General features: G+C 44.6%; 22 protein-coding genes and 1 pseudogene. 17 read left to right on the forward strand and 6 right to left on the reverse strand.

Annotated features, from left to right (window positions below; all coding sequences use genetic code 11):
• Window positions 1-273 precede the first annotated feature (273 nt).
• Window positions 274-2,991, reverse strand: coding sequence for a bifunctional [glutamate--ammonia ligase]-adenylyl-L-tyrosine phosphorylase/[glutamate--ammonia-ligase] adenylyltransferase (glnE, locus tag H8K55_RS20555; RefSeq protein ID WP_186944030.1), 2,718 nt, complete (start codon window positions 2,989-2,991; stop codon window positions 274-276).
• Window positions 2,992-3,316: 325 nt separating this feature from the next.
• On the opposite strand from glnE, the gene H8K55_RS20560 reads away from it, so the two are divergent.
• The 5 genes from H8K55_RS20560 (at window position 3,317) to aroG (ending at window position 12,317) form a co-directional block, all read left to right on the forward strand.
• Window positions 3,317-7,588 (forward strand): YhdP family protein, encoded by a 4,272-nt coding sequence (locus tag H8K55_RS20560; protein ID WP_186944032.1) that lies wholly within the window; start codon window positions 3,317-3,319, stop codon window positions 7,586-7,588.
• Window positions 7,589-7,597: 9 nt separating this feature from the next.
• Window positions 7,598-8,407, forward strand: coding sequence for a carbon-nitrogen hydrolase family protein (locus H8K55_RS20565; protein ID WP_186944034.1), 810 nt, complete (start codon window positions 7,598-7,600; stop codon window positions 8,405-8,407).
• A 114-nt stretch (window positions 8,408-8,521) separates the two neighbouring features.
• On the forward strand, window positions 8,522-9,982 hold the full coding sequence (gene tldD / locus H8K55_RS20570) for a metalloprotease TldD (RefSeq protein ID WP_186944036.1): 1,461 nt from the start codon (window positions 8,522-8,524) through the stop codon (window positions 9,980-9,982).
• A gap of 183 nt (window positions 9,983-10,165) precedes the next feature.
• Complete coding sequence (locus H8K55_RS20575) at window positions 10,166-10,855, forward strand: nitroreductase family protein (RefSeq protein WP_186944038.1); 690 nt, start codon at window positions 10,166-10,168, stop codon at window positions 10,853-10,855.
• 406 nt (window positions 10,856-11,261) lie between these two features.
• The gene (gene aroG, locus H8K55_RS20580) at window positions 11,262-12,317 is read left to right on the forward strand and encodes a 3-deoxy-7-phosphoheptulonate synthase AroG (RefSeq protein ID WP_222612564.1); all 1,056 of its coding nucleotides are present in this window, start codon (window positions 11,262-11,264) and stop codon (window positions 12,315-12,317) included.
• A gap of 193 nt (window positions 12,318-12,510) precedes the next feature.
• Here aroG and H8K55_RS20585 read toward each other — a convergent pair whose 3' ends face one another.
• Window positions 12,511-13,866, reverse strand: a complete 1,356-nt coding sequence (locus H8K55_RS20585) for an ATP-binding protein (protein ID WP_186944039.1) — start codon at window positions 13,864-13,866, stop codon at window positions 12,511-12,513.
• A gap of 141 nt (window positions 13,867-14,007) precedes the next feature.
• Entirely contained in the window at window positions 14,008-14,733 is a 726-nt protein-coding gene (ompR, locus tag H8K55_RS20590) for an osmolarity response regulator transcription factor OmpR (RefSeq protein WP_186944041.1), read from the reverse strand.
• 254 nt (window positions 14,734-14,987) lie between these two features.
• On the opposite strand from ompR, the gene H8K55_RS20595 reads away from it, so the two are divergent.
• The gene (locus tag H8K55_RS20595; RefSeq protein WP_186944043.1) at window positions 14,988-15,368 is read left to right on the forward strand and encodes a hypothetical protein; all 381 of its coding nucleotides are present in this window, start codon (window positions 14,988-14,990) and stop codon (window positions 15,366-15,368) included.
• A 38-nt stretch (window positions 15,369-15,406) separates the two neighbouring features.
• Here H8K55_RS20595 and smpB read toward each other — a convergent pair whose 3' ends face one another.
• Window positions 15,407-15,856 (reverse strand): SsrA-binding protein SmpB, encoded by a 450-nt coding sequence (gene smpB / locus H8K55_RS20600; RefSeq protein WP_186889521.1) that lies wholly within the window; start codon window positions 15,854-15,856, stop codon window positions 15,407-15,409.
• 121 nt (window positions 15,857-15,977) lie between these two features.
• On the opposite strand from smpB, the gene H8K55_RS20605 reads away from it, so the two are divergent.
• A complete protein-coding gene (locus H8K55_RS20605) occupies window positions 15,978-16,412 on the forward strand; it encodes a type II toxin-antitoxin system RatA family toxin (protein ID WP_186944044.1) in 435 nt (144 codons plus the stop codon).
• On the forward strand, window positions 16,402-16,725 hold the full coding sequence (locus tag H8K55_RS20610) for an RnfH family protein (RefSeq protein ID WP_186944045.1): 324 nt from the start codon (window positions 16,402-16,404) through the stop codon (window positions 16,723-16,725). The genes H8K55_RS20605 and H8K55_RS20610 overlap by 11 nt, the downstream gene beginning before the upstream one ends.
• Window positions 16,726-16,759: 34 nt before the next feature.
• Here the strand turns inward: H8K55_RS20610 and H8K55_RS20615 are convergent, their stop codons facing one another.
• A complete protein-coding gene (locus H8K55_RS20615) occupies window positions 16,760-17,281 on the reverse strand; it encodes a DUF4124 domain-containing protein (protein ID WP_186944047.1) in 522 nt (173 codons plus the stop codon).
• Between the two features lie 123 nt (window positions 17,282-17,404).
• Between H8K55_RS20615 and guaB the strand changes: the two genes are divergently transcribed.
• The 9 genes from guaB (at window position 17,405) to H8K55_RS20660 (ending at window position 26,096) form a co-directional block, all read left to right on the forward strand.
• A complete protein-coding gene (gene guaB / locus H8K55_RS20620; protein ID WP_186944049.1) occupies window positions 17,405-18,865 on the forward strand; it encodes an IMP dehydrogenase in 1,461 nt (486 codons plus the stop codon).
• 53 nt (window positions 18,866-18,918) lie between these two features.
• On the forward strand, window positions 18,919-19,968 hold the full coding sequence (locus tag H8K55_RS20625; protein WP_186944058.1) for a GGDEF domain-containing protein: 1,050 nt from the start codon (window positions 18,919-18,921) through the stop codon (window positions 19,966-19,968).
• Between the two features lie 16 nt (window positions 19,969-19,984).
• Window positions 19,985-21,577 (forward strand): glutamine-hydrolyzing GMP synthase, encoded by a 1,593-nt coding sequence (gene guaA / locus H8K55_RS20630; RefSeq protein WP_186944060.1) that lies wholly within the window; start codon window positions 19,985-19,987, stop codon window positions 21,575-21,577.
• Window positions 21,578-21,732: 155 nt separating this feature from the next.
• Window positions 21,733-22,368, forward strand: a complete 636-nt coding sequence (gene queE, locus H8K55_RS20635; RefSeq protein ID WP_186944062.1) for a 7-carboxy-7-deazaguanine synthase — start codon at window positions 21,733-21,735, stop codon at window positions 22,366-22,368.
• A gap of 74 nt (window positions 22,369-22,442) precedes the next feature.
• Window positions 22,443-22,886 (forward strand): 6-carboxytetrahydropterin synthase QueD, encoded by a 444-nt coding sequence (queD, locus tag H8K55_RS20640; protein ID WP_186915511.1) that lies wholly within the window; start codon window positions 22,443-22,445, stop codon window positions 22,884-22,886.
• A gap of 7 nt (window positions 22,887-22,893) precedes the next feature.
• Window positions 22,894-23,433 (forward strand): tRNA adenosine(34) deaminase TadA, encoded by a 540-nt coding sequence (gene tadA, locus H8K55_RS20645; RefSeq protein WP_186944064.1) that lies wholly within the window; start codon window positions 22,894-22,896, stop codon window positions 23,431-23,433.
• A 43-nt stretch (window positions 23,434-23,476) separates the two neighbouring features.
• A complete protein-coding gene (locus tag H8K55_RS20650) occupies window positions 23,477-24,394 on the forward strand; it encodes an LD-carboxypeptidase (RefSeq protein ID WP_186944065.1) in 918 nt (305 codons plus the stop codon).
• Window positions 24,395-24,418: 24 nt separating this feature from the next.
• Complete coding sequence (locus H8K55_RS20655; RefSeq protein ID WP_186944067.1) at window positions 24,419-25,597, forward strand: acetyl-CoA C-acyltransferase; 1,179 nt, start codon at window positions 24,419-24,421, stop codon at window positions 25,595-25,597.
• 43 nt (window positions 25,598-25,640) lie between these two features.
• Complete coding sequence (locus tag H8K55_RS20660; protein WP_186944069.1) at window positions 25,641-26,096, forward strand: PaaI family thioesterase; 456 nt, start codon at window positions 25,641-25,643, stop codon at window positions 26,094-26,096.
• Between the two features lie 45 nt (window positions 26,097-26,141).
• On the opposite strand, the pseudogene H8K55_RS20665 reads toward H8K55_RS20660, so the two are convergent.
• Window positions 26,142-26,249: pseudogene (locus H8K55_RS20665) on the reverse strand (IS110 family transposase); the annotation flags it as partial.

The following is a 26,249-nucleotide window of genomic DNA, read 5'->3' on the forward strand; positions in this document are numbered from 1 at the left end:
TACCTGATCAACCACTGACAATTTAAAGGCTAAGGTGTAATCTCTTTGACTCCTGCGTTCTGTCGATTTCATTGACGTTCCTTTCCATTACGAAGAAAACTGTCAATCTATTTCAGGACGGGTCAACGATAACAAAAAAGGCTTTGCTACTGCAAAGCCTTTTTTGTTTGTGATGCCGATGGAAAAAATCTTCATTTGAATTGCTGAAACCAAACCCTAATGTAGCCCAAAGTCATGGGCTGCGAAGAAGGTAGGTGCAAGGCACGCTCAAGTTCATGTAGCAGTTTTAAATAGTTTGTCCCATAAAGCTTCACTACTTTGAACGGCGGTCGCGACTTTGTCCAGGTGCACTCGCGCACGTTCCTCTCCTTGCAATCGAATATTGTGTTGATACTTGCGCAGCAGGCGATAGCTATTCGCAGTTTCATTCGCCAATTCTGCGTCGATTAATCCCAGTTTGCCACATAGTTTGAGCAACGCGATATTGCCAATATTGCCTGTGAGTTCTGGATAGTCATGAGCGTGGAGTAAGACCAAGTATTGCACAATAAATTCTATATCGATCATGCCGCCATGGTCGTGTTTTAAGTCGTAAAACTCACTGCGATTTACATTCGCGTCACGCATTTTTTTGCGCATAGAAACGACATCAATTTTGAGTTGTTCTGTATCTCTGCTTAAGCGTAAAACGTGTTCACGTATCGCTTCAAATCTTGCTCCTATGCTGCTATCGCCGGCGCAAAAACGTGCACGGGTCAATGCTTGATGCTCCCATAACCACGCCGATTTTTCTTGATAGCGTTCAAAGGCTTGTACCGATGAAACCATGAGGCCGCTTGCACCGTCTGGTCGTAATGCAATGTCGATATCAAACAGCACGCCTGACGAGGTGTGTGTTGTCATCCATGTGATAAAACGCTGAGCTAGTTTTGCATAAAGGGCAGGTGCATCCTGATCGTCGTCATCGTAGAGAAAAATTAGATCTAGATCCGACGCGTAGCTAAGTTCTTTGCCACCTAACTTTCCATAGGCAATCACTGCAAATTTGGGTATCTCGCAATGACGGTTAGCGATGGTTTTCCACGCAGCTTGAACCACAGCTTCCACCATGACGTCCGCCAATTTTGAGAGCGAGTCGGCGAGGTGCTCGACGCTTACTTTTCCTTCCAGATCTTGGGCTAGCAATCGAAACAATAAGGCATGATGCAGTTCGCGCAAGCTATCGAGCTGTGCCTCAACGTCGCCTGCTTGTTCCTCCATCAATGTCTTTACTTCGTTTGAAAAAACGTTCCAATCCGGAGCTTGATGCAACACAGATTCGTCCAGTAATTCATCTAATAGAATCGGATGACGATTTAGAAATTTTGCCGCCCAATCGCTGGCGTGCATCATGCGTATGACGCGTTGTAGTGCGTGTGGAAATTCACTAAGCAACGACAAATATGCTGTGCGGCGCGCAATGTGTTCCATAAAATCTAATAGACGATGTACGGTGACCGCCTGACCATCGTTTTGATTTGAAATGGTTTTTAATGCGCTGTGAATTAAGGCGGCCAATTTTTGTTGACTAGCCTCGGGTAATGCTTGCATTTTGGCTGATTGCCAAGTACTTGAAAGTCTCTGTGCGACTTCTTCTATCTCTAAAAAATCTAGTGACTGCAAATGGGCGATAATGGTTTCGTTCGCATCTGGTGCCGACATATTGCTGGTATTGAGCGCATCATCTTCTTGATCTGATTTGTCTTTGAAGATGGCATCAAACTGCTCTGCGACAAATTGCATGTGTGGAATGAGCACGGCGTTGAGGCTATGTACGTCAGCAAAACCCATCATTTGCGCAACTAAATGTTGATCATCGATATTGGCTGGGAAAATATGTGTCTGCGCATCATCAAGATACTGCAATCGATGCTCGACATCTCGCAAAAATACGTAGGCCGTCATGAGCTGATCAACAATGTGTTGATCAAGTATGCCTTTTTCCGCCAAGGTTAATAAGGTCGCACGGGTCGAGCGATCGCGCAAAACTGATTCTCTGCCACCACGTATTAATTGAAATACCTGCGCCAAGAACTCAACTTCCCGAATTCCACCGCGCCCTAATTTGACATTAATGCCGCGGTCAGGGTGACGGGTTTCCTGGCGTACGACTTCCGCGCGGATTTGATGGTGCATGTTGCGTAGCGATTCGATCACGCCGTAATCGAGGTAGCGACGATAGACGAAGGGAAAAATAATTTTCTCGAGGCTGGTGATGTGATCTGGCCTTCCCGTAATCGCTCGGGCTTTCACCCAAGCATAGCGCTCCCATTCGCGGCCTTGTACCAGAAAATAATCCTCTACCATGCCAAAAGACGCCACCAAGGGGCCTGAATTTCCATTCGGACGCAATGCCATATCGACGCGAAACGAAAAACCATCTTCGGTGATTTCCGAAATCGCAGCGATCAGTTTTTTGCCTAAGCGGCTAAAAAATTCGTGATTGGATAAGCAGCGTTGCTGGCTATTGGCAAGCGTTTCACCATTTTCGCTATAGCAAAAAATCAGGTCGATATCGGACGATACATTTAGCTCGTGGCCACCCAATTTCCCCATGCCTAAGACGATCAATTCTTGTGGCTCACCACTTTCTTCGCCACAAGGTTGCCCGTGGATTTCTAGCATTTCTTGCATCAAGTGCTGTAAATGCGTTTGAATCACAAAGTCAGCAAAATCACTAATGGTGCTGATTACTTCATGTAAGTCGGCGTTACCATGTAAGTCACGCTTAATCAAGCATGCGAGCACTAAATTGCGTAAGCGTCGCATCGCGGCATTGATCGTTGCTCCCTGCGCTATCTCTTTTTGTAAAATTTCAGTAAAACTCGCCTTGCTCATGGATAATTGCGATATATTCTCAAGCTCTTGTGATCTGCTATCTTTTGCATTTAGCCATCGCGTCACAAAGCGTGATTGATGGAGGGCGGGAGAGGATGCAGTGCTAGTGTTCATGTAATTTTTCAACAGAATTTGACGAATGGATTGGGGACTTGCTCTCAGGCATTATGAGGACTACGAGCATTGTAAGCCCAAGCCGGAAAATCACAAGTCTGCTTTGAAAAATGGCTTATTGAATGGCTTAGTGACTGGCATAGCGAACGGTATATTTATGGTCGATTTTTCATTTCGGTTTAATGCATATTTGTATGTGAACTCAGTGGTTTTAGGGGAGAATGTTGTTGTTTGAAGTTATTTTGATACGAGCGTCGAAGAACGTCTGTCCCCATATTGGTGATGCACTAATGCGAATTAATCCACGTTAAGAGTTGGAAATTCATTGAAACAACATCACCCAATTCATCGTCAAGATGATGATCACGCCTGTGATCATCCTGCGCTCCCATTACACGGTTGGCGCAAGGCACTGCATAGCGGTCGAGCTGCGTGCGTATTCGCTGCTTTCCACAGTGGTCGTGGATTGCGCAAGACCCTACGAATCTGCCTAAAGACGCTGTTTGTTTGCTATTTTCTATTTGCGGCTTTGTTCTTGGTATTGCGTTACGTCGTACTACCTAATCTTGAAAATTACAAATCAGAGATTGAGCAATTTGCCAGTGCAAAGATGGGGAGAGTACTTAGTATTCAGAGTTTGGAAGCAAATTGGCAAGGTTTTAATCCGCAAATCGCTTTAAAGGGCATCGTTATACGGGATCAGCAATCTCAGGCTGTATTGACTCTGCCAGAAGTAAATACCACCTTGTCGTGGTGGTCATTGGCTGTATTGGACTTGCGTTTCGCAGAAGTTGAAATTATTGCTCCTCAGTTAAATATTCGTCGTAATTCCAATGGAGTGATCGAAGTCGCTGGTTTCTCTCTGCAATTGGATGGAAAAGGTGATGGAGGCGAAGCGGGATTGAATTGGCTACTAGCACAACATCAAATTAAAGTAGTGCGAGGACAGGTTAATTGGGACGACCAATTGCGTGCCAATCCACCGCTCAGCCTGACTGCGGTCAATTTTGTTTTGAATAATCATTGGCGCGAACATCAATTTGCGATGCAAGCAACTCCTCCTGTCAATATGGCGGCGCCAGTTGATGTTAGAGGGCAATTCCAACAGGCTGTCTTTGCAACAAAAAAATCTGACTTGTCTTCTTGGTCGGGCGAGTTATATTCCGACTTAAAACAAGCCGACTTACCCGTAATACATCAGTATTTTCCTTTCCCTTTTAAGTTGGATAAAGGTCTCGGTAGCGTACGGTCTTGGATTAAATTGAAGCAAGGCCGTTTAGCAGACTTCACAGCAGACGTGCATTTGCAAGATGTGATCGGTAAGTTCCGCAAAGATTTACCTTTGCTTGATATGGCACAAGTGAGCGGCCGCATCATCGCTTCAGAACAAATTAAGTCGAACTACAAATATTTGTCTTGGTTGCCAGGGCAAGCTGGTCATAGCTTGGCTTTGGTAAATTTCTCGATGAAAACTAGAGACGGATTAGTATTGCCGGCGACGACCTTGAAGGAAACTTTTACGCCAGGTGAAAATGGTCAATGTGAAAAAGTCGAACTCTATACGCAGTCATTAGACTTGCATTCTTTAGCAAATTTTGCGGAACATTTGCCGATTCCCGCAGACCAACGACGATTGTTGATCGATGTTGCACCAAAAGGTGTTTTAAAAGATTTCACTGCTCGTTGGCAAGGAAGTTTCCCTGACATATCGAGCTATAGCATTAAGGGGCAATTTAGTAATCTTGAAATGCAAGCTTTGAAGGCGCAATTGGCTAGACCCAAGACGGGCAAGTTACCAGCGAAAGCTGCAGTGCCCGCTATTCCAGGCTTTGATAACTTATCAGGCTACATCGATGCGAATGACAAAGGCGGCACTTTTACTTTGGATTCCACGGATCTTTTGTTGCAATTGCCGAGTTATTTTGTCGATCCACTTATGCCTTTTAAACGCTTGAAGATGCAAGCCCGCTGGCAATTTCAACAAAATGATCAATTGCAGTTACAGATCCAGCAAATGGAGTTTGAGCAGGACGGCGCGATCGGTAATTTAAGCGGTAAACATAGTTTGTCGATGCGCCAAGCGGATTTGGGCGAAGTTGATTTAAACGGTCACTTGCAAGGCTTCGATATTAAAACCATCAATCGTTATATTCCTGCGCAAACTCCTGAACATTTGCGTGATTGGTTAAGTCACGCTTTGTTGGACGGCGAGGCGAATGATGTGGTGTTTCGTTTGAAAGGCGCGCTTGCGCATTTTCCATTTCAGCAAAAAGACCCAGAGTCAGGAAAGCAAGGCGAGTTTTTCGTTAAAGGGAATCTCCGTAACGGTAAATTAAATTTTTTACCAAACGTGTTTGCCAAAGATGGTGTCGCACCATTTTGGCCAGTGATCGACAGTATCAAAGGTAGCTTTATTTTTGAACGTGGGCGTATGGAAATTCGAGCAGATACAGCCGCGACCAATAACGTTCCTTTGAATAAAGTGAAGGTGATTATTCCCGATTTGCTCGAACACAATGCGGTATTGCAGATCGACGGTAATGCGAGTGGCAATTTGCAAACGATGCTGAATTATCTAAAAGCCAGCCCGGTAGATGACTGGCTTGCGAATTTCTTACACGATACAACGGCGACGGGTAATGGACTACTTAATTTGAAACTGAATTTGCCTTTGAATAGCATTATTGATTCTAAAGTAAATGGGTTGCTGCAATTGAATAATGCAGAAACAATTTTGCAAACTGACTTACCTTTGATAAGCATGCTTAACGGTAAGATAGAATTCAACGAGCATGGATTGAATTTGAACAATCTGAAGGCGAATTTGTTAGGCGGCGCTGTGCAGGCAAATGGTGGTAGTCAAAAAGATGGTTCGATTAAGATCAAGCTTGAAGGACTCGCGACCGCAGAAGGAATCCAAAAACATTTAGCAAATTTGGAAGTCAGCAATTTGTTTGATAGTTTAAAAGGTGAGACAAAATATACGACGCAAATTTATGCTAAAAAGCGCCAAACTGAAGTGGTGGTGGAATCGGATCTGCAAGGTTTAGCATGGAACTTACCGGCGCCGTTGACGAAAACGGCAAACGAATTGGCGCCTATGCGTTTTGAAATTCTGCCTGATGCGTCTGCGGATCAAAATGAGATACGTGAGCAGCTCAAACTCAGCGTTGGCAATCGTTTCAACGCACATTATCAGCGCAAAAAAACCTTAGAGAAAAACGCAAGATGGAATGTAGTGCGGGCTGCTGTCGCGGTGAATTCGCCTGCAATCTTGCCGGATTCGGGACTGAATTTACATGTGCAAACAAAATCTTTGAACGTCGATGAATGGCGCCGCGTCTTGGATGCGCAGGTGAAAAATCACATGAGTCCAACGACTGAAAAAACTAATTTACTTGAACCGAAATCTCCCGTCGATTTTGCACAATATGTGGAACCGACAAGTTTGTCTGTGATAACCGATGAGATTTATTTGTTCGGAAAAAAGATGGATAACATCGTTTTAGGAGCATCGAATCAAGGAGGTTTGTGGCAATCCAATTTGGATTCGACTCAGGCATCGGGATTTATCAGTTGGAATGGTTTTGGCAAGCCACAGTCGCCAGGCCAAATCACTGCGCGCCTGAGTCGATTAATGATTCCGAAGTCTGCGGCGGGTGATGTGGGCGATTTGTTGGAAGCAAAAAACACCACTAAACAAATTCCAAGCTTGGATATTCAGGTGGACAACTTTGAGTTGTTTAACAAAAAGCTTGGGCACCTTACTTTAAACGCGAGTAATACGCTGGCGGCACAAGGTCGCGAATGGAATATTGATAAATTGGTGTTGAAGAATGACGATGCCGAATTAAGCGCGACTGGTCAGTGGGCAGCACGTGGAACAGATAGCCAGACCAAGTTGCAATATGTATTGGATATTGCGAATTCAGGGAAATTACTAGATCGATTTGACTTTACTGATGTCTTGCGGGGCGGTAAGGGCAAGCTCGAAGGTGATTTGCAGTGGACAGGTTTGCCGTTTGATCTGGATATTCCAAGCTTGAGCGGACAATTGCAGCTGAAGTTGGCCGCTGGACAATTTTTGAAAGTCGATCCTGGCGCGGCGAAATTATTAGGTGTATTAAGCATGCAATCTTTGCCACGACGATTTACCTTGGATTTTCGCGATGTATTTTCTGACGGCTTTGCTTTTGATAGCATAGTCGGCACGGCAAAAATTTCTCATGGAATTGCCACGACTGATAATTTAAAAATGAGCAGCGTGAATGCAGCAGTACTGATGGAAGGCCATGCTGATATTGCGAAAGAATCGCAAGACTTACATGTGGCGGTCATTCCCGATTTTAATGCCGGTGCTGCTTCTGTGGTATATGGTTTGGCGGTAAATCCAGTCATTGGTCTGGGCACTTTTTTAGCACAGTTATTTTTTAGAGATCCACTGAAACGCGCGTTTACTTATGAGTATCAAATTACTGGTCCATGGATGAATCCTATTGTGACTAAGATTGAAAATAAAGAACGCCAGCAAATCTTAGAGAAACAAAAAGCGGAACAAAAAGTGGAGCAAAATAAAGCGAAAGCGGAAGTCAAATAAGGAAATAGAATGAAAGTTGCTGCAATCCAAATGGTGTCGGTATCGAATCCAGATACCAATTTGCAAACCGCAAAACGCCTGCTTCAAGAAGCAAAGTCTGCAGGCGCGGATTTGGCGGTATTACCTGAATACTGGTCGATTATGGGCTTACGCGACACCGATAAAGTCGCTTTTGCCGAAGAATCAGGGAATGGCGTTTTACAGAATTTCTTACAGCAGATGGCGCGAGAACTGCAGATGATGATCATAGGCGGTACGATCCCATTGAAGTCCACCGATAGCAACAAAATCTATAATGCCTGTCTAGTATTTGATCGCAGCGGAACTCAAATTGCACGTTACGACAAGATTCATCTGTTTGGTTTTACGAATGGTGATGAAAGCTATCAAGAATCAAACACGATACAAGAAGGTAATGACATCGTTAGTTTTGATAGCGCAATAGACGGTATTGGCAAGATAGGTTTAGGTATTTGTTATGACCTGCGTTTTCCCGAATTATTTCGTAATATGGGACCGTGCAACTTGCTCGTCTTGCCAGCCGCATTTACTTACACAACCGGTCAAGCGCATTGGGAAATTTTATTGCGTGCCCGCGCAATAGAAAACCAATGCTATGTATTGGCATCAGCACAAGGCGGTACCCACGAAAGTGGGCGTCGTACTTGGGGACATAGTATGTTAATTGATCCTTGGGGCAAGATATTAAATTGCTTGGAAGAGGGTGAAGGTGTCGTCGTGGCTGAGTTGGATATGGATGCAATGCAAAAAATTCGGAGTAACTTACCTGCTTTGAAACACAGGCGATTTACTTGTTAGGCGCAAGTTCACTATACGAACTTCTGCGGGAAATGCTCTACAATACAGAAGTTAATACAGCAGCTAATGCTGCAGTTAAGATGCCGCTACGGCAACCAATCAAGATAGAAAAATATGACACCATTTGATTCAAATTTAAAACATCTCGCCATTGCTCGCGATATTCTTCTGACGCCTTTTGGGCTGGATGAAGTCAAATTGGCTTCAGCGCTCAAAACGATGTTTACGCATAAAATTGATTATGCCGATTTATACTTTCAATTTACCAAAAATGAAGGCTGGAGTCTGGAAGAAAGTATTGTTAAAACAGGTAGTTTTTCGATAGATCAAGGTGTTGGTGTACGTGCAGTATCTGGCGATAAGACCGCATTTTCGTACTCTGATGAGATTTCTGAACATGCATTGCTAGAAGCTGCTGCGGCAACTCGTACCATTGCTCGTGCAGGTTCAGGCAAGATAAAAGTTGCCTCATCTATGCAAGGCATACAAGGCCACAATTTATTCTTGCAAGATGACCCCTTAGCTTCTTTAGATGCAACACAAAAAGTCGCCTTATTAGAACGTATCGAAAAAATCGCAAGGGCAAAAGACCCGCGCATAGTGCAAGTAATGGCAAGTTTGGCTGGCGAATACGATGTGATTTTGGTGGCGCGCAGTGATGGTGTCATTGCCGCCGATGTCCGTCCATTAGTGCGTATGTCATTGACAGTAATCGCAGAACAGAATGGTCGTCGCGAAACTGGTTCTAGTGGCGGCGGTGGTCGTTATAACTTCTCGTATTTTACTGATGCGATTCTGGAGCAATATGCCGATGATGCTGTGAAATCGGCTTTAGTTAATTTGGATGCGCGTCCAGCACCAGCAGGGCCTATGACCGTGGTGCTCGGTTCAGGTTGGCCTGGTGTGCTCTTGCATGAAGCGATTGGTCATGGTTTGGAAGGCGACTTTAATCGCAAAGGTTCCAGCACTTTTGCAGGTCGCATTGGCGATCGCGTTGCAGCTAAAGGTGTTACTGTGGTCGACGACGGCACTTTGGAAAATCGTCGCGGCTCTTTGAACATTGATGACGAAGGTAATCCTACACAATGTACGACCTTGATTGAGGACGGCATACTGAAGGGCTATATTCAAGACACGATGAATGCGCGTCTGATGAAAATGCCTGTAACAGGCAATGCACGTCGTGAGTCTTTCGCACATTTACCTATGCCGCGTATGACGAATACTTATATGCTGGGTGGCGACAAAGATCCTGCCGAGATTTTAGCTTCGGTAAAAAATGGTTTATATGCGGTGAATTTTGGTGGTGGTCAGGTCGATATTACCAACGGAAAATTTGTCTTTTCTGCCAGCGAAGCCTACATGATAGAAGACGGCAAAGTTACTTATCCAGTAAAAGGTGCAACCCTGATAGGAAATGGACCTGATGTCTTAAATCGGGTAACAATGATAGGCAACGATATGCGCCTGGATTCAGGCGTCGGGATTTGTGGCAAGGAAGGGCAGAGCGTGCCAGTGGGCGTAGGTCAACCAACTTTGCGCATTGATGGTCTGGTTGTGGGCGGAACTGCCTGATCCTCAATTAAAATAGTGCTGCTAGTAAATCGACGGCAAAAGTTCGTATTGTCTATACATCTTTTTGCCGTTGATTGATTGTTAAAAAGCTTTTATTTTTACTACTTGTATTGAATGTGATTTGGCATCTTGAGTAGATTGGACATTGTGATTACAGTGTTATTTTTCTACGAAAGGATCAGCATGTCTAAACTTTCCTTCAATCAAGGCTCTCCGCAATTCATTCCCTTGAGTACCTATCGCGCGTATCCAGAAAGTGAGATGGAAGCGCGCGCAGCAGAGTTTTATCAAGAACTCTCTCGTCGTAAAACCATCCGAGAATTTTCCTCTGAACCTGTATCACGCAAAGTGATAGAGCAATGCTTGCTAGCGGCAGGTACTGCACCATCTGGCGCAAATCATCAGCCTTGGCATTTTGCCGTAGTCACTGATCCAGAATTGAAGCACCGCATACGCGTGGAAGCGGAAATTGAAGAGTGTGAATTTTACGAGCGCCGTGCACCACAAGAATGGAAAGACGCGTTGGCACCATTGGGTACAGATTCCAATAAGCCATTTTTAGAAGATGCGCCTTACCTGATCGCAATCTTCGGTCAAAAGAGCACATTGATGGATGATGGCACCGCAGTCAAAAATTATTATGTACCAGAATCGGTTTCCATCGCGACCGGTTTTCTAATCGCGGCATTGCATCACGCTGGTTTGGCGACTTTGACGCATACCCCAAGTCCTATGGGTTTTTTAAATGAGTTGTTGGATCGCCCTGACAATGAAAAACCTTATATTTTATTGGTGGTTGGTCACCCTGCCGAGCATTGCATGGTCCCTAATATTCGTAAGAAGTCCTTGAATGAGATCGCGAGTTTTCTGTAAGTGCTTATAGACATTTGAATATAAGCTTATGTCGTAACTCATTTGTAACTTGTGCGCTAACTCAAGGGTTTTGCAAATTTACGCGAACAATAAGATAAATTGCTTGCCAATTGTGCTTTGATGTTGTTATAGTCGTTCCATTCGATCACGAGGTTTTCATGAATTTTGCACGATTTTACTTTCACTTTTACTTTAGCTATTCCAACCCTAAGGCGGTGGAGAAGCGGTAAGTTCACGTAGAAGCAAAATCGACGTACATAGAACCCAACCGATCCAGAAAAACCGCCAGTCATGGCGGTTTTTTTTTGCCCGTTGAAATTAATTAGTCAGGTCAATGGATAGGTAAAACCGATCAAACATTATTTTTAAACACATTTTTATCTAACTGAAACTTCAGGAAAACATTATGCAACGCACAGACGATTTACGTATTCGGGAAATGAAAGAGCTGCTTCCACCTTCGCATTTAATTCGCGAATTTGCGTGCTCGGATAAAGCATCAGAAGTCACTGCTAATGCGCGCTCCGCATTACATAATATTTTGCAAGCTAAAGACGACAGAGTCATGGTGGTGATTGGCCCATGTTCAATTCATGATACAAAAGCGACGCTGGAGTATGCGAAAAAACTTGCGGAAGCCCGGGTGAAATTTGCCGGTGAATTAGAAATTGTTATGCGCGTGTATTTCGAAAAACCGCGTACTACCGTTGGCTGGAAAGGCTTGATTAATGACCCGTATATGGATAACAGTTTCCGCATTAACGATGGTCTGCGTATTGCGCGAGAATTATTATTAAACATTAATGAACTTGGTTTGCCAGCCGGTACTGAGTATCTGGATATGATTAGTCCACAATACATTGCCGACTTAATCAGCTGGGGTGCGATTGGTGCACGAACTACAGAATCCCAAGTACACCGTGAATTAGCATCCGGTTTGTCATGCCCAGTTGGATTCAAAAACGGTACTGATGGTAATGTCAAAATTGCAGTCGATGCGATTAAGGCGTCTTCACAACCACATCACTTTTTGTCTGTCACAAAAGGTGGTCACTCGGCGATTGTGTCGACTAACGGTAATGAAGATTGCCACATTATTTTACGCGGTGGTAAGACCCCAAATTATGATGCTGCCAGTGTTGATGCCGCAGCAAAAGATATTGCGGCAAACGGCTTACAACCACGTATTATGATCGATGCATCGCATGCAAATAGTTCAAAAAATCCTTTAAATCAAATTCCGGTTTGTGTTGACATTGCGACGCAAATTGCCGGCGGTGACCAACGCATCGTGGGTGTCATGATTGAATCTAATTTGGTTGCTGGACGTCAGGATTTGGTGCCAGGCAAAGACCTGGTTTATGGTCAATCTATTACTGATGGATGCATTGATTGGAACGATAGCGAAACAGTATTGCAGGGATTGGCTAATGCTGTGAAACAACGTCGCTTGAAAGTGTAATTGATCTGACTAATGAAGTGTTAAGTTGTAGTAGTTGCGACCCGAGCTGAGACAGACCTCTCTCAGCTCGAATTTGAAAAATGCCCAACACTTATTTATTATCACTAGCAATCGGCTATTGATACTAAGATACAAGCAGTAATTTACTATCTGGAAAGTTTTGTGGCTTTTTATGGAATGGAAAATATTGAAATTATCTCAGTTCAATATAAATTTCTAAGCCGCCAAATTCATGATTTTGTATTTGAATTTTTCCCCCATGGCGCTTAACGATACGGTCAACAATTGCCAAGCCTAGACCAGAACCATTGGCTTGACTTCTAGCCACTTCGCCACGTGTAAAGGGACGTAATAACCGGGGAATTTCAGATTCAATAATACCGGCGCCAAAGTCACGTAAGTATATCAATGCACCTGATTGTCCAGTATTTGCACGAGAACGACATTCAAGTTGAAGTTTTAACTGTTGCGTAACTTCATTGCGCCCATAGCGCAAGGCATTTTGAATGAGATTATTAAATAGACGCCGTACTTCTATCTCTATGCCTGTTACATACAGATTAGGTACTATCTGTACTTCCATTAGAATACTGTGATCACGTGCCATGTCGGTAAATAGTTGTTCTAATAGACTACTTAGATTAAAGCTACTGAAGGTTGATTCATGCAAGGGTTTTGCGTAATCGAGAAATTGCTGAATGATGCTATCCATTTGTCGCAAGTCAATCTGCATTGCATCTCGCGTAGCATTATCTAGATTTGCCATCTCCAGTTCCAGCTGCAGGCGTGTCAAGGGGGTTCTCAAATCATGTGAAATACCTGCAAGAATCACTGTGCGATCTAATTCGATTCTTGCCAGATCATCCACCATTTGATTAAAACTAGTGTTGGTCTCACGGATTTCTCTGGGGCCTGTTTCCTTTAATGGAGATGGATGATTTCCGCGTGCTAATTGACGTGCGGCTGCACTTAAGTCTGATAAGGGGGCGTTAATGCGCCTTGAAATTAACGCAGCAGCGATCAATGCTAAAACCAAGCTACTTGCAGCCCAACCAAATATGTGCCAACCGATTTCTGTTTGCAAACGATCTTGTTCTAGGCGTAGCCAAAATTGATCATCATCTATTTTGAAGCTAACCCAAAATCCTTCTTCGCCATTAACTCTTTGAGCAAAGCGTGTTTGTTTACCTAGTTTTTGTTGCACTAGTAAACGTAGCTCGGCAAGCATAGGGCTTTCTTCCAAGGCTTCGATTTGATCAGTGTCTTCCAAAAGATAAATTCGAATTCCCTCACTGCGTGCCAAATCAATCAATAGTTCACGGCGACGCTCCTCGGCTGAGTGAGTGAGCGCAGCACTAGTAATAGTGACGATCGATACAATTTGATTCGATAATTGTTGTGCACGTGGTTTTCGATCTAATAATTTGATACTGACAAACCATGTCGTCATACTGGCGGTGACTAGCAAAGCCAATAAGAAAAAAGTGCGCCAAAAAAGCCCGCTCTGCACCCAAGCTAAACGCTGTAAGTAACTGCGTATGTTTCCCATCAATGTCGATTCTTTTCCGTTAGATTGGTGAGCAATCCTTGCTTTAGCTCATGCGCTACTAGTTCATGAGTTACATAAGTTTTAGCTACTTAGTCAAATTATTTCCAAATCCGATTCTTGGTGATAGTTCTCATTTTTTGTTTAATGAGATTGTCCATCAGGGATGAACACATACCCCAATCCCCACACTGTTTGTATGTATTGTGGATTGGTTGGATCGACTTCGATCAGCTTTCGTAAGCGAGAAATTTGAACATCCAAACTGCGATCAAATACTTCGTATTCGCGTCCACGTGCTAACTCCATTAGTTTTTCGCGTGAAAGAGGTTGGCGTGCATGTCTTGCAAACACTTTCAGGACTGAAAATTCGCCAGTGGTCAAATTAATGTGTTCGCCTTTTTTCTTTAAATTTCTAGTGGCTAAATCCAAAGTAAATTCACCGAACTGGAAGACCTGTCCGTGTTCTGCCGGTGCTCCAGGCGCTTCTTCGGGCATTCGTCGCCTTAGGACGGCATGAATGCGTGCAACCAACTCACGTGGATTAAAAGGTTTAGGAAGGTAGTCATCAGCACCCATTTCTAAACCGATAATTCTGTCAACTTCTTCGCCTTTTGCCGTCAGCATGATAATAGGCGTTTGATCTCCGCCGCCACGCAAACGGCGACAAATAGATAATCCATCCTCTCCGGGCAACATCAAATCAAGCACAAGTAAGTCATAACGTTCACGCATCCATAATTTATTCATGGCTTGTGCATTTTCGGCTACGACGACCTGAAAGCCTTGCTCACTCAAGTAACGACGCAACAGATCGCGCAAACGCAGGTCGTCATCCAGCACCAAAATTTTCGCCTTAGTTTCAAGCATCGCATCTCTCACTATCTGCATTTGAAAAGTGCTTATCTTACTGCTAAATTGATGCACATTAACTCACTGTGGTAGAAGATTACAAACTGTTACAGTGCTTACAGAAAAAATCTATCAAAGAAACTAGCAGTCAATTACACTATGAACATGCTGGACAATCTTGGTTGTTCTGCTTTTTTATTAGCTACCAATTTGAGCTTTTAAAAAACTCTCGATTATTGAAGATTCATTATGAATCGTGTGGAAGGATGGTTGTGGCTCTGCTGAAGCGCACGTTTTCTTTGTTAGTATTGTCAACGCTAAGTATCAGTGTTGATGTCTACGCACAACATCAGCAAAATTCAAGTCCGCGCCAAAATTTAGATAAGCGCCGATTTCAACTTCAGGAATTTCGCGCCAATCGTCGACTTGAACGTCAAGCTGAGAATCAATCCGGAGCGATGACTGAGCGCGACACAACATTCTCGCGCAGAGATTTGTCTTCCTCTACGCCTGTGATTAACCGGGATGAAAAACCAGTTAACAAATTTAACCGCTTGAGTCCAGAAGAACGAATAGCGTTGCGACGACAAATTCGTGAAGCTCGACAAGAGATTTATTCGCGCCATCAAGAGAAAAATGAGCCTAAGAATTAAGCTCAACTTAGTAAGCTTAAGGATTCACAGGTAAAACCTTATCTGCGATGCTGCTTCATGATTTTCTGTTGTTCTCGCTGCCAATCGCGTTCTTTTTCCGTTTCCCGCTTGTCGTGTTGCTTCTTACCTTTTGCCAAACCAATCTGACATTTCACTCTGCCATTGAGATAGTGCATATTGAGTGGAACCATCGTGTAGCCTGAACGTTCCACCTTTCCAATTAATTTCTTAATTTCTTCGGCGTGCAATAGCAATTTTCTGGTGCGGACAGAGTCCGGGTGAATATGCGTAGAAGCCGTCGGCAATGCGCCAATGTGCGCACCAAATAAATAAATTTCGCCATTTTTGATAATGACATAGGCTTCTTTTAGTTGTACTCGCCCCGCACGTATTGCTTTAACTTCCCAGCCTTGCAGCACAATACCTGCTTCGTATTGTTCTTCAATGAAAAAATCGTGAAATGCCTTTTTATTATCTGCGATGCTCATGCTTTTTATTTATTTAGTAAAAGCTTCGTTCATGAAGAAGGGCAATTTTGCGCTTAATCTCCGTGACGAGCTTTGTTTCAGTTAAAATTCGGTCTGTGATCATACCAAATGACTTGAGATAATGGCAGTCGTCCAAAAAAACGTTCTTGTATCCTATAGCGCAGAGCAAATGTTCGCGTTAGTAGAAAAAGTTGAAGACTATCCTTTATTTTTGCCTTGGTGCGGTGGTGTTAGCGTCGCAGAGCGAACTGATCACCACTTAAAGGCGACATTATCTATCAATTATCATGGAATTAAGCAAAGTTTCACAACGCAAAATGTGAATTCTCCACCGAATACGATGGAAATGCATTTGGTCGACGGTCCTTTCAAGCAATTACATGGTTATTGGACTTTCACTGCTTTGCGTAGTGACGCCTGTAAAATTGAATTTGATTTGCGTTATGAGTTTTCCAGTAAATTGTTGGAACACTTGATCGGGCCAGTTTTTAGCAAAATCACCAACAGTTTCGTCGATGCTTTTTGTGACCGTGCAGAGGTGGTGTATGGATCATGATTTAGGCAAGGCAAAAATTCGCATAGAGTTTTGCTATGCATTGGCAAACACTGCTCCAAATTTATTCGAATTACATGTCGACCAACATTCAACAATTGACGATGCGGTTCAGTATTTGACGCCAACGCAACGGTCGGAAGTTCAATTCATGCTGAATAAAGGTAGTGCATGGGCGATTTTTGGCAAGAAGAAGAGTGGCACGCATTTACTGAAGGATGGTGAGCGCATAGAGTTATGTCGACCGCTCATTGCCGATCCTATGAGTGCTCGCCGCCATCGGGCGAAGCGCGAGCACAAATCGGGGAAAATGTAAGCTTAAGCCTAAAAACTTGGGCTTTTTGAGCTTTTCAATTGCATTCAGATAAAACTTTTTTCACATCAGCTATCTCTTTAGCGCGTTGTGCCTCATCTATTGGCGTACGCTCTCCATTTTTATCTCTGGTCATAATCAACAAACCTTCGTCCAGCGACTGTTTGTAAGATTTTGCGCGCTCACAGTTTTTTGTTTTATTTTCAGCATTTTGGCGTTCCGAGTCAGCTTTTTTCTCTGCTTCTTCTCGAGCTATTTTTCGCTTATTAAAATCTTCATTTTTACTTGCTATGGTCACTGGTTTTTCTAATTTTACTTCGGTGCTCTTATTCGCATCAGTAGCTTGCGCAGTATTTTTTTCTTGACCACGAAGGTTGCCAAATGGTGTCTTGATGATCTTATCGCGTGGAACGGACTTGGGCGGCGGTGTGTCCGAGTATTGCTTTACCCCTTTTTCATTTAGCCAGATGTATTGCGCGAATGCGATGTTCGATGATAAGAGTGCGGCAATCAATCCAGAGACTACTAATTTACGATTTAATTTGCGATTTTTATACATGATTTACTCGATTTCTATTCAGTTACTGCAACTTTTCTTAATAATTTAAAGCGAGTTTTACACGGAACGAGACGGATCGGCAAGTTTTCTGTATAATTTACTTTTGCGCCTATAGGAAATACTATGCGTCTTCTTCAAAAAGCACTCACTTTCGATGATGTGTTGCTCGTCCCAGCGTTTTCAAACATTCTCCCAAAAGATACTTCTCTTGCGACGAATTTGACTCGTAATATCAAACTTAATATACCTTTGGTATCCGCCGCAATGGATACTGTGACCGAGGCGCGTCTGGCTATCGCGATGGCGCAAGAAGGTGGTATTGGTATTATCCATAAAAATCTGACTCCTAAAGAGCAAGCGCGTGAAGTCGCGAAGGTCAAGCGATTTGAGTCTGGTGTGTTGCGCGATCCGATTACGATAGCGCCAACGACCACAGTTCGTGATGTGATCGCTTTAGCGCAATTACATGGTATCAGTGGTTTCCCAGTTGTTGAAGGAAAATCCGTCGTTGGTATTATCACCAACCGTGATTTGCGCTTTGAGCAAGAGTTGGATGCGGAAGTGCGCGCCAAGATGACTCCACGCGAAAAACTAGTTTATGTCACAGAAGGCGCAGACTTAAGCGAAGCCAAGCGCTTAATGAACAAACATCGCTTAGAACGTGTATTGGTGGTGGATGAAGCATTTGAATTACGTGGGTTAATTACCGTAAAAGATATTCAAAAATCTACTGAGCATCCATTTGCCTCTAAAGACAATTTGGGTAAGTTACGTGTTGGCGCAGCCGTTGGTGTAGGCGCTGATAATGACGAGCGTATCGATTTATTGGCGAAAGCTGGTGTGGATGTGATCGTTGTTGATACGGCACATGGCCACTCCAAAGGCGTATTGGATCGCGTGCGTTGGGTAAAAACGAATTATCCACACATTGAAGTTATAGGCGGCAATATCGCTACAGCGGCAGCGGCTTTGGCTTTGGTTGAGCATGGTGCAGATGCTGTCAAAGTTGGTATAGGTCCAGGATCGATTTGTACAACACGTATTGTCGCCGGCGTTGGCGTACCTCAAATCACGGCAATTGCGAATGTGGCTGAGGCATTACGTGGAACTGGTGTTCCTTGTATCGCGGATGGCGGTATCCGCTTCTCTGGCGATGTATCCAAAGCCTTGGCTGCTGGTGCATCTACTGTCATGATGGGTAGCATGTTTGCTGGGACAGAAGAAGCTCCGGGTGAAGTCATACTGTTCCAAGGCCGTAGCTATAAATCCTATCGTGGTATGGGTAGTTTGGGTGCGATGGCAGATGGATCCGCGGATCGTTATTTCCAGGACGCAGCAAATAATGCCGATAAATTGGTACCAGAAGGTATTGAGGGGCGTGTTCCTTACAAAGGTAGCGTATTGGCAATCCTGTATCAAATGGTTGGTGGCGTACGTTCTTCTATGGGCTACTGTGGTTGTGCATCGATTCAAGATTTACACGACAAAGCCGAGTTTGTAGAAATCACATCTGCTGGTATGCGTGAATCACACGTACATGATGTACAAATTACGAAAGAAGCGCCAAATTACCGCGCAGAATAAGTATCGCCGAAATCGAAGATGTTTGACGAAGTGTTATAAATACGGAGCAAGCAATGGCGACACTAGTAGACGGTGCTAGTCGGTTGGATTTATTTTCGGATAGTTCAAATACATCACGAGCTAATTTTGAAAAATACGAGGCGAAAATCGCAAGATTTGAGCGCCTCGGCATTCACTTGTTTGGTGTTGCTAATTGCATAGTGAGTTTTGGTAATTTGCGTGATCGCTTTGATCGTGGTGAGCAATCGATGGCCGCGATCGAAGCTGCATTTTGCGAAATGTTGGGCTTTTCTGATGAAATACGTGTTTATAACAACCTGAATTTTGAAGAAGAGTACGCGAATCACCCGTCGGTTAAGGGTGAACCGCAAATTGTATTCTGCGCCCAACATCCCATTTTTGATCCCAAAGATCAGTGCGTGGGCTGCATTTATCTGATCGACTATGTCGAGCACAAATTTGACGATGAATCGCGCTTGTTATTCGCCGACCTAGCTGTCATGGTTGAGCGCGAATTGTTAATGAGTGCATTAAAAGTGCAATACGCAGAACTCGTAAAACAAGTCCGCAATTTAAAGCGTGATGCTTTATTAGACCCAGTTCTTGGCATGTGGAACAGTGCTGCGATCACCCGGTCCTTAGGCTTAGAACTAGAGCGCTGTCAAAAGGCAGAAAAACCATTATCTTTGCTCTACATTAGTATTAATCAATATCAAAAGTTGAAAGACCAGTTTGGCACTAGTGTGAGCGATGCTTTTTTATTGAAGATAGCCAGTCGCATGCGTTCATGCATACGACCATTCGATGCACTCGGTCGATTTGAAAGCGACGCATTTCTGATTGTCTTACCAGGGGCCTCGAATTTGGTTGCTGCAGCAGTGGCAGAACGAATTCGTTTAGCAATAGTGTCACGCCCAGAGACGGTTGAAAATGAAGACGTAGTAATTGAGATTAGTATGGGAATTTCTTCAACCAGCATTTTTCCCAATGTAAGTCCCGAAGCCCTAGTCAAGAATGCGGAAAAAGCCTTGCTTACCGCTAGAAGATTAGAAAGTAATAGTATCGTTCAGGCCGAAGCAGGACAGCTTGATATTTCCCTTTGATGATTTTATTCGAATTATGCATTCAAAAATCCTTATCCTTGATTTTGGCTCACAAGTCACTCAATTGATCGCTCGTCGCGTGCGCGATGCTGGTGTATTTTCCGAAGTTTATCCTTACGATGTCAGCGATGAATTCATTCGTAACTATGGCGCCGCTGGAATTATTTTGTCTGGTGGTCCAAGCAGTGTGACGGAAGGTGATACGCCTCGTGCACCACTTGCTGTGTACGATGCAGACGTACCGGTTCTGGGTATTTGCTACGGTATGCAAACTATGGCTGAGCAATTGGGCGGCAAAGTTGAAAATGGTAAAGTCCGCGAATTTGGTTATGCGGAAGTGCGTGCTCGTAGCCATACTAAATTATTAGACGGCATTAACGACTTCGTGACACCTGAAGGTCACGGTATGCTCAAGGTATGGATGAGTCACGGCGATAAAGTTAACGAAATGCCAGCGGGTTTCAAATTAATGGCATCCACCGACAATTGCCCGATTGCCGCAATGGCAGACGAAGACCGTCGTTTTTACGCGGTGCAATTCCATCCAGAAGTGACACATACAATGCAAGGCGAAGCCATCATTGGTCGTTTCGTGCATGATATTTGCGGCTGTAAGTCTGATTGGAATATGCCAGATTATATTTCGGAAGCGGTCGCTTCAATTCGTGCTCAAGTCGGTGATGATGAAGTGATTCTCGGTTTGTCTGGTGGTGTTGATAGCAGTGTTGCTGCCGCCTTAATCCATCGTGCGATTGGCGATAAATTGACTTGCGTGTTTGTCGATCACGGCCTGTTGCGCCTCGATGAAGGCAAGATGGTCATGGAAATGTTTGCTGAAAATTTGGGCGTTAAAGTCATCCACGTTGATGCCACAGCTCAGTTCATGGGACATCTGGCTGGTGTTACCGATCCAGAAGCAAAACGCAAAATTATTGGTCGTGAGTTTGTCGAAGTTTTCCAAGTCGAATCCGGCAAGCTTAAGAATGCAAAATGGCTGGCGCAAGGGACCATTTACCCTGACGTGATTGAGAGTGCAGGAAAAGGCAAGAATGGCTCACACACGATCAAGAGCCATCACAATGTCGGCGGATTGCCTGATACATTGAACCTGAAATTATTAGAACCACTGCGTGAATTATTCAAAGATGAAGTGCGCAAACTAGGTGTGGCCTTAGGTTTGCCGCATAGCATGGTGTATCGTCATCCGTTCCCTGGCCCAGGTTTGGGCGTGCGTATATTGGGTGAAGTGAAAAAAGATTTCGCGGATTTGTTACGCCGCGCTGATGCGATCTTTATCGAAGAATTACGTAATACTTACGTTGATCCAAACGCTGAAAAACCACAAACTTGGTATGACGCCACGAGTCAGGCATTTGCTGTGTTCTTGCCAGTTAAATCGGTTGGCGTGATGGGTGATGGCCGTACCTATGAATACGTTGTGGCTTTACGCGCAGTGCAAACGCAAGATTTTATGACCGCGCATTGGGCACACTTGCCGCATGAGTTATTGGGTAAAGTGTCGAATCGCATTATTAATGAAGTGCGTGGGATTAATCGTGTGGTGTACGATATTTCCGGAAAGCCGCCAGCGACAATAGAATGGGAATAGTTCCTTGCACTGATAAATCGCAGAAGCGGGCGCATTGCGTCGTTGCGAAGCCTCGCAATATCGACATATTGCTGCGTTTCGCGCCTAGCACTGCATCCCACTGCTGCAATTTCTCAGCGCAATGAAACCTCCATTAAGCAACTAGGAATTTAGTTTTGAGCTACAGCATTAAAGAAATTTTTTACACTTTGCAAGGCGAAGGCACACATGCTGGGCGACCTGCTGTGTTTTGCCGTTTTGCCGGTTGCAATTTGTGGACTGGGCGTGAGGAAGATCGTAGCTCCGCGGTTTGCCAATTTTGTGATACTGATTTCGTTGGTACTGATGGTGACGGCGGTGGTAAGTTTAAAACACCGCAAGCCGTCGCTGCGCGCATTAATGCTTTGTGGCCTGAGACACACGAAGCTAGCAAGTTTGTTGTGTTCACTGGCGGTGAGCCCTTATTACAATTGGACGAAGCCTTAATCGATGCCATGCATGATGTTGGCTTTGAAATTGCCATTGAAACTAATGGCACGATAGAAGTGCCGACTGGCGTTGACTGGATTTGCGTGAGTCCGAAAATGGGTTCGCAATTAATCGTACTCAAAGGCGATGAACTGAAAGTGGTGATTCCGCAGTTGGGACAGGATTTGAAAGTCTATGAAGCGCTCGATTTTACCCACCATTATTTGCAAGCGATGGATGGCCCCTTGTTGCAGGACAATCTGCACAAAGCGATCGATTATTGCAAAGCACATCCCAAATGGAAATTGAGTTTGCAGACACATAAGTTGTTGCAGATTCCTTAAATAATTTTTTATTATTAGTTGTCGGTTGGACGTCAGTGTGACGTCAAATCAAATCTTAAGTTCACAGGCAATACATGTTAACCATCACCAGAAAAGTAGAATTCGATACCGGACATCGGATTCCCGATCACAATAGTCAGTGCCGTAATTTGCATGGGCATCGCTATACCTTGCTGATTACCTTGACTGGCGACGTTGTCGACAAAGACGGTGAGTCGGACAACGGCATGATTATGGATTTTGGTGACATCAAAGCACTCGCCAATAAACATTTGGTCGATCTCTGGGATCACGCATTTATCGTCTATGAAAAAGATACCGCCGTGCGCCAATTCTTGGAGAGCATGCCAGGCCATAAAACAGTAGTGATTGATCGCGTGCCCACGGTAGAAAATCTAGCGAAGATCGCTTTTGATATGCTGAAAGACGTGTATCACGATCGTTATGGCCGACATTTGTCTTTGACCAAAATCACCTTATACGAAACGCCTAATTGCTGGGCGGAGATTGACGGTTAAGTAAGTTATGTCGAGTGAGTCCGACTCAGTACTGACGTCTACAAATCAAGATGAGTTTTTCATGCACGAAGCCATCGCGCAGGCCAAACTTGCATGGCAAGCTGGTGAAGTGCCGGTTGGTGCTGTGGTCGTCAAAGATGGTGAAATCATCGCCCGCGGCTTTAATCAACCAATAGGCACACATGATCCTACCGCACATGCTGAAGTCGTTGCTATGCGTGCAGCGGCTGCAGTGCTTGGCAATTATCGTCTTCCCGGTTGCGAACTCTATGTCACGTTAGAACCTTGTGTCATGTGTTCTGGCGCGTTGATGCATGCACGTTTCTTTCGTATTGTCTTTGGCGCTCATGATTTCAAAACTGGTGCATGTGGCTCTATCGTTGATTTGTTTAAAGAAGAAAAACTCAATCATCATGCCGAAGTAGTTTCTGGCGTTCTGGCGGAAGAATGTGTGCAAGTTCTCAAGGATTTTTTTGCTGAGCGCCGCCGTGCCGCGGTAGAATCGCGTATCCAACCAGTTAATCTAGTCAACAACCTAGGCGAGTGATAGCCGATATCGATCGCTGATTACTGAATACGAGTTACCAGCGATGCTAATTTCTTTCCCTAAAGCGCTCCCTAAAAATCCTTGCATCGCCATCATTGCTCCTAGTGGAGCGGCTTTAGACGATACCAATCTTGAAGCGGGCTTGCAATCATTGCGAGATGCGGGTTTTAAGGTCATCAATTACTACCAACATGCAAATCACTTCGAGCGGTTTGGTGCGACTGATCAGGAGCGTTTGGAACAACTACATGCAGCGGTCGATAATCCCGATGTCGATATAGTAATGAGTCTACGTGGCAGTTATGGTCTGTCGCGCATCTTGCCAAATATCGATTTACCGAAAATTGCAGACAGCGGTAAATGGCTAGTGGGTTATAGCGACTTTAATGCTTTGCAGTTGGCAATGTTAGCGAAGACCGGTACTGCGAGTTTGTGCGGTCCTATGTTGTGTAATGATTTCACTCGCGAGGAATTACGCCCGTTCACTCAAACGCAGTTTTTGCAAGCAATACACGAGCGCAAAACACATCTGGAATTTGAATCCGACCAAGAAGCTCAACTGGATCTCAGCGGCACTTTATGGGGCGGCAATTTGGCGATGGTTTGTCATTTGTTAGGAACAGACTATTTTCCACAAATTGATGATGGCATTCTATTTGTGGAAGACATTGCTGAACACCCATATCGCGTTGAACGCATGTTGTTGCAACTTCATATGGCTGGCGTGCTAGCAAAGCAAAAAGCGATCATATTCGGGAACTTTTCCGCCTATCGTTTAGCGCCGCAAGATAATGGTTACGATTTTCCCGCGATGTTGAAATATCTGCGCTCTACGATTTCTACACCGATTATCACTGGATTACCTTTCGGTCACTGCGATGATAAGGCGAGTTTGATGCAGGGCTCCACCACAGATTTGCACGTTGCCGGGACTCACGTCATCTTATCCGCACAATACTAATAAAACGAAAAGCAAGGAGACACAATGACAGATGCAGTAATCGTTTCTACCGCACGTACAGGCTTAGCGAAGTCGTGGAAAGGTGCATTCAATATGACCCATGGCGCGAGCATGGCTGGGCCGACTTTGGCGGCAGTGATGACGCGGGCGAATCTTGAAGCAGGTGAAATCGACGATGTCATGGTTGGTTGCGCGTTTCCCGAAGGGGCAAACGGTCGCAATATCGCACGCCAAATTGCTTTACGTGCGGGTTGTCCGGTCACTGTGCCTGGAATCACGATTAATCGCTATTGCTCGTCGGGATTGCAAGCTATAGCGTTGGCTGCACAGCGGATAATGGCAGGTGAAGTCGACATCATCGCTGCTGGTGGCGTGGAGTCCATTTCCTGCGTGCAGAATGAAATGAACAAGCACATGTTAAGCGACCCTTGGTTGCTTGAACATAAGCCCGAAGTGTATATGCCTATGCTGGAGACAGCAGAGATTGTGGCGAGGCGCTATCACATTTCACGTGAACGCCAAGATGAATACGGAGTACGTAGTCAGCAACGTGCGAGCGCGGCTTTAGCAGCAGGGCTTTTTGACGCGGAAATTATTCCCGTTACGACGACGATGCGCATAACCGATAAAGAAACTGGTGAGCACAGATTGCACGAAGTCACTATTTCTGCGGACGAAGGCATACGCGCTGGAACGACTTTGGAGGCAGTTTCTAAAATAAAGACAGCCGTGCCTAGCGGTGTGATTACCGCAGGCAATGCCAGTCAATTTTCGGATGGCGCAGCGATGACGATCATGATGAATGCGCAAATGGCTGAACGCAAAGGCTTGCAGCCACTGGGCGTGTTTCGTGGCTTTGCTGTTGCGGGGTGCGAACCGGATGAAATGGGCATAGGTCCGGTGTTTGCCATTCCCAAATTATTGAAGCGTGCTGGCTTACGCATCGAAGATATTGGACTATGGGAGCTCAACGAAGCTTTCGCAGTACAAGTATTGTATTGTGCAGATAAGCTAGGCATTCCGATGGAACGTTTGAATGTGAATGGTGGTGCGATTGCCGTCGGCCATCCGTATGGCGTTTCTGGTGCGCGTTTAACAGGACACGCTCTACTTGAGGGCAAGCGTCGTGGTGTCAAATATGTGGTCGTGACCATGTGTATTGGCGGTGGGCAGGGCGCTGCTGGTTTGTTTGAGGTTTTATAGCTGCAAGCGTGTATAGGTTTATTAATTTTTTGTAAGTCAAATGATGTCGAATCCAGTAGCAAATTCCAGTGTTATTTCACAAATCGAAAATCCTTTTCTCGACTACCTGGGCATCGTGTCGGGCGAGATGAAAGAGGGCAAGGCCAATCTATTTTTAGACCTGCACCATCATCACATGAATAGCTGGCAAATCACCCATGGTGGCGTCTTAATGACCTTGTTGGACGTGGTGATGGCAATGGCGGGACGCTCATTGCACGATGATCAAAAAGGCGTAGTCACAGTCGAGTTGAAAACTACATTCTTACAACCGGGCGGTGTAGTTGGTGGGCGCCTTGAGGCGCGCAGCGTCGCATTTCATCAATCGACCACCATGTGCTTTTGCGATGGTGAAATTTGGAGTGGCGATAAATTGGTGGCGAAGGCGATGGGGACTTATAAGTATTTGCGTAGCCTTAAGTCTAAAGCTGGATTGGTAAAGATGGGTGGGAGCGATTAAGTTCACACTATGCCTTCGTAGTTCTTGTAGATACTGTTATCCGAGTCAAGCAGAATGCAAGCTTGAATCGAAAGGTTTTCCTGATTTTAAGACCCCAAATGCAACGTGAATCAGTTTTCTCATCATTGCCCCAATAATGACCATGGGAGGTTT

This window comes from Affinundibacterium flavidum, from assembly GCF_014284175.1.
Taxonomy (GTDB): domain Bacteria; phylum Pseudomonadota; class Gammaproteobacteria; order Burkholderiales; family Burkholderiaceae_D; genus Undibacterium; species Undibacterium flavidum.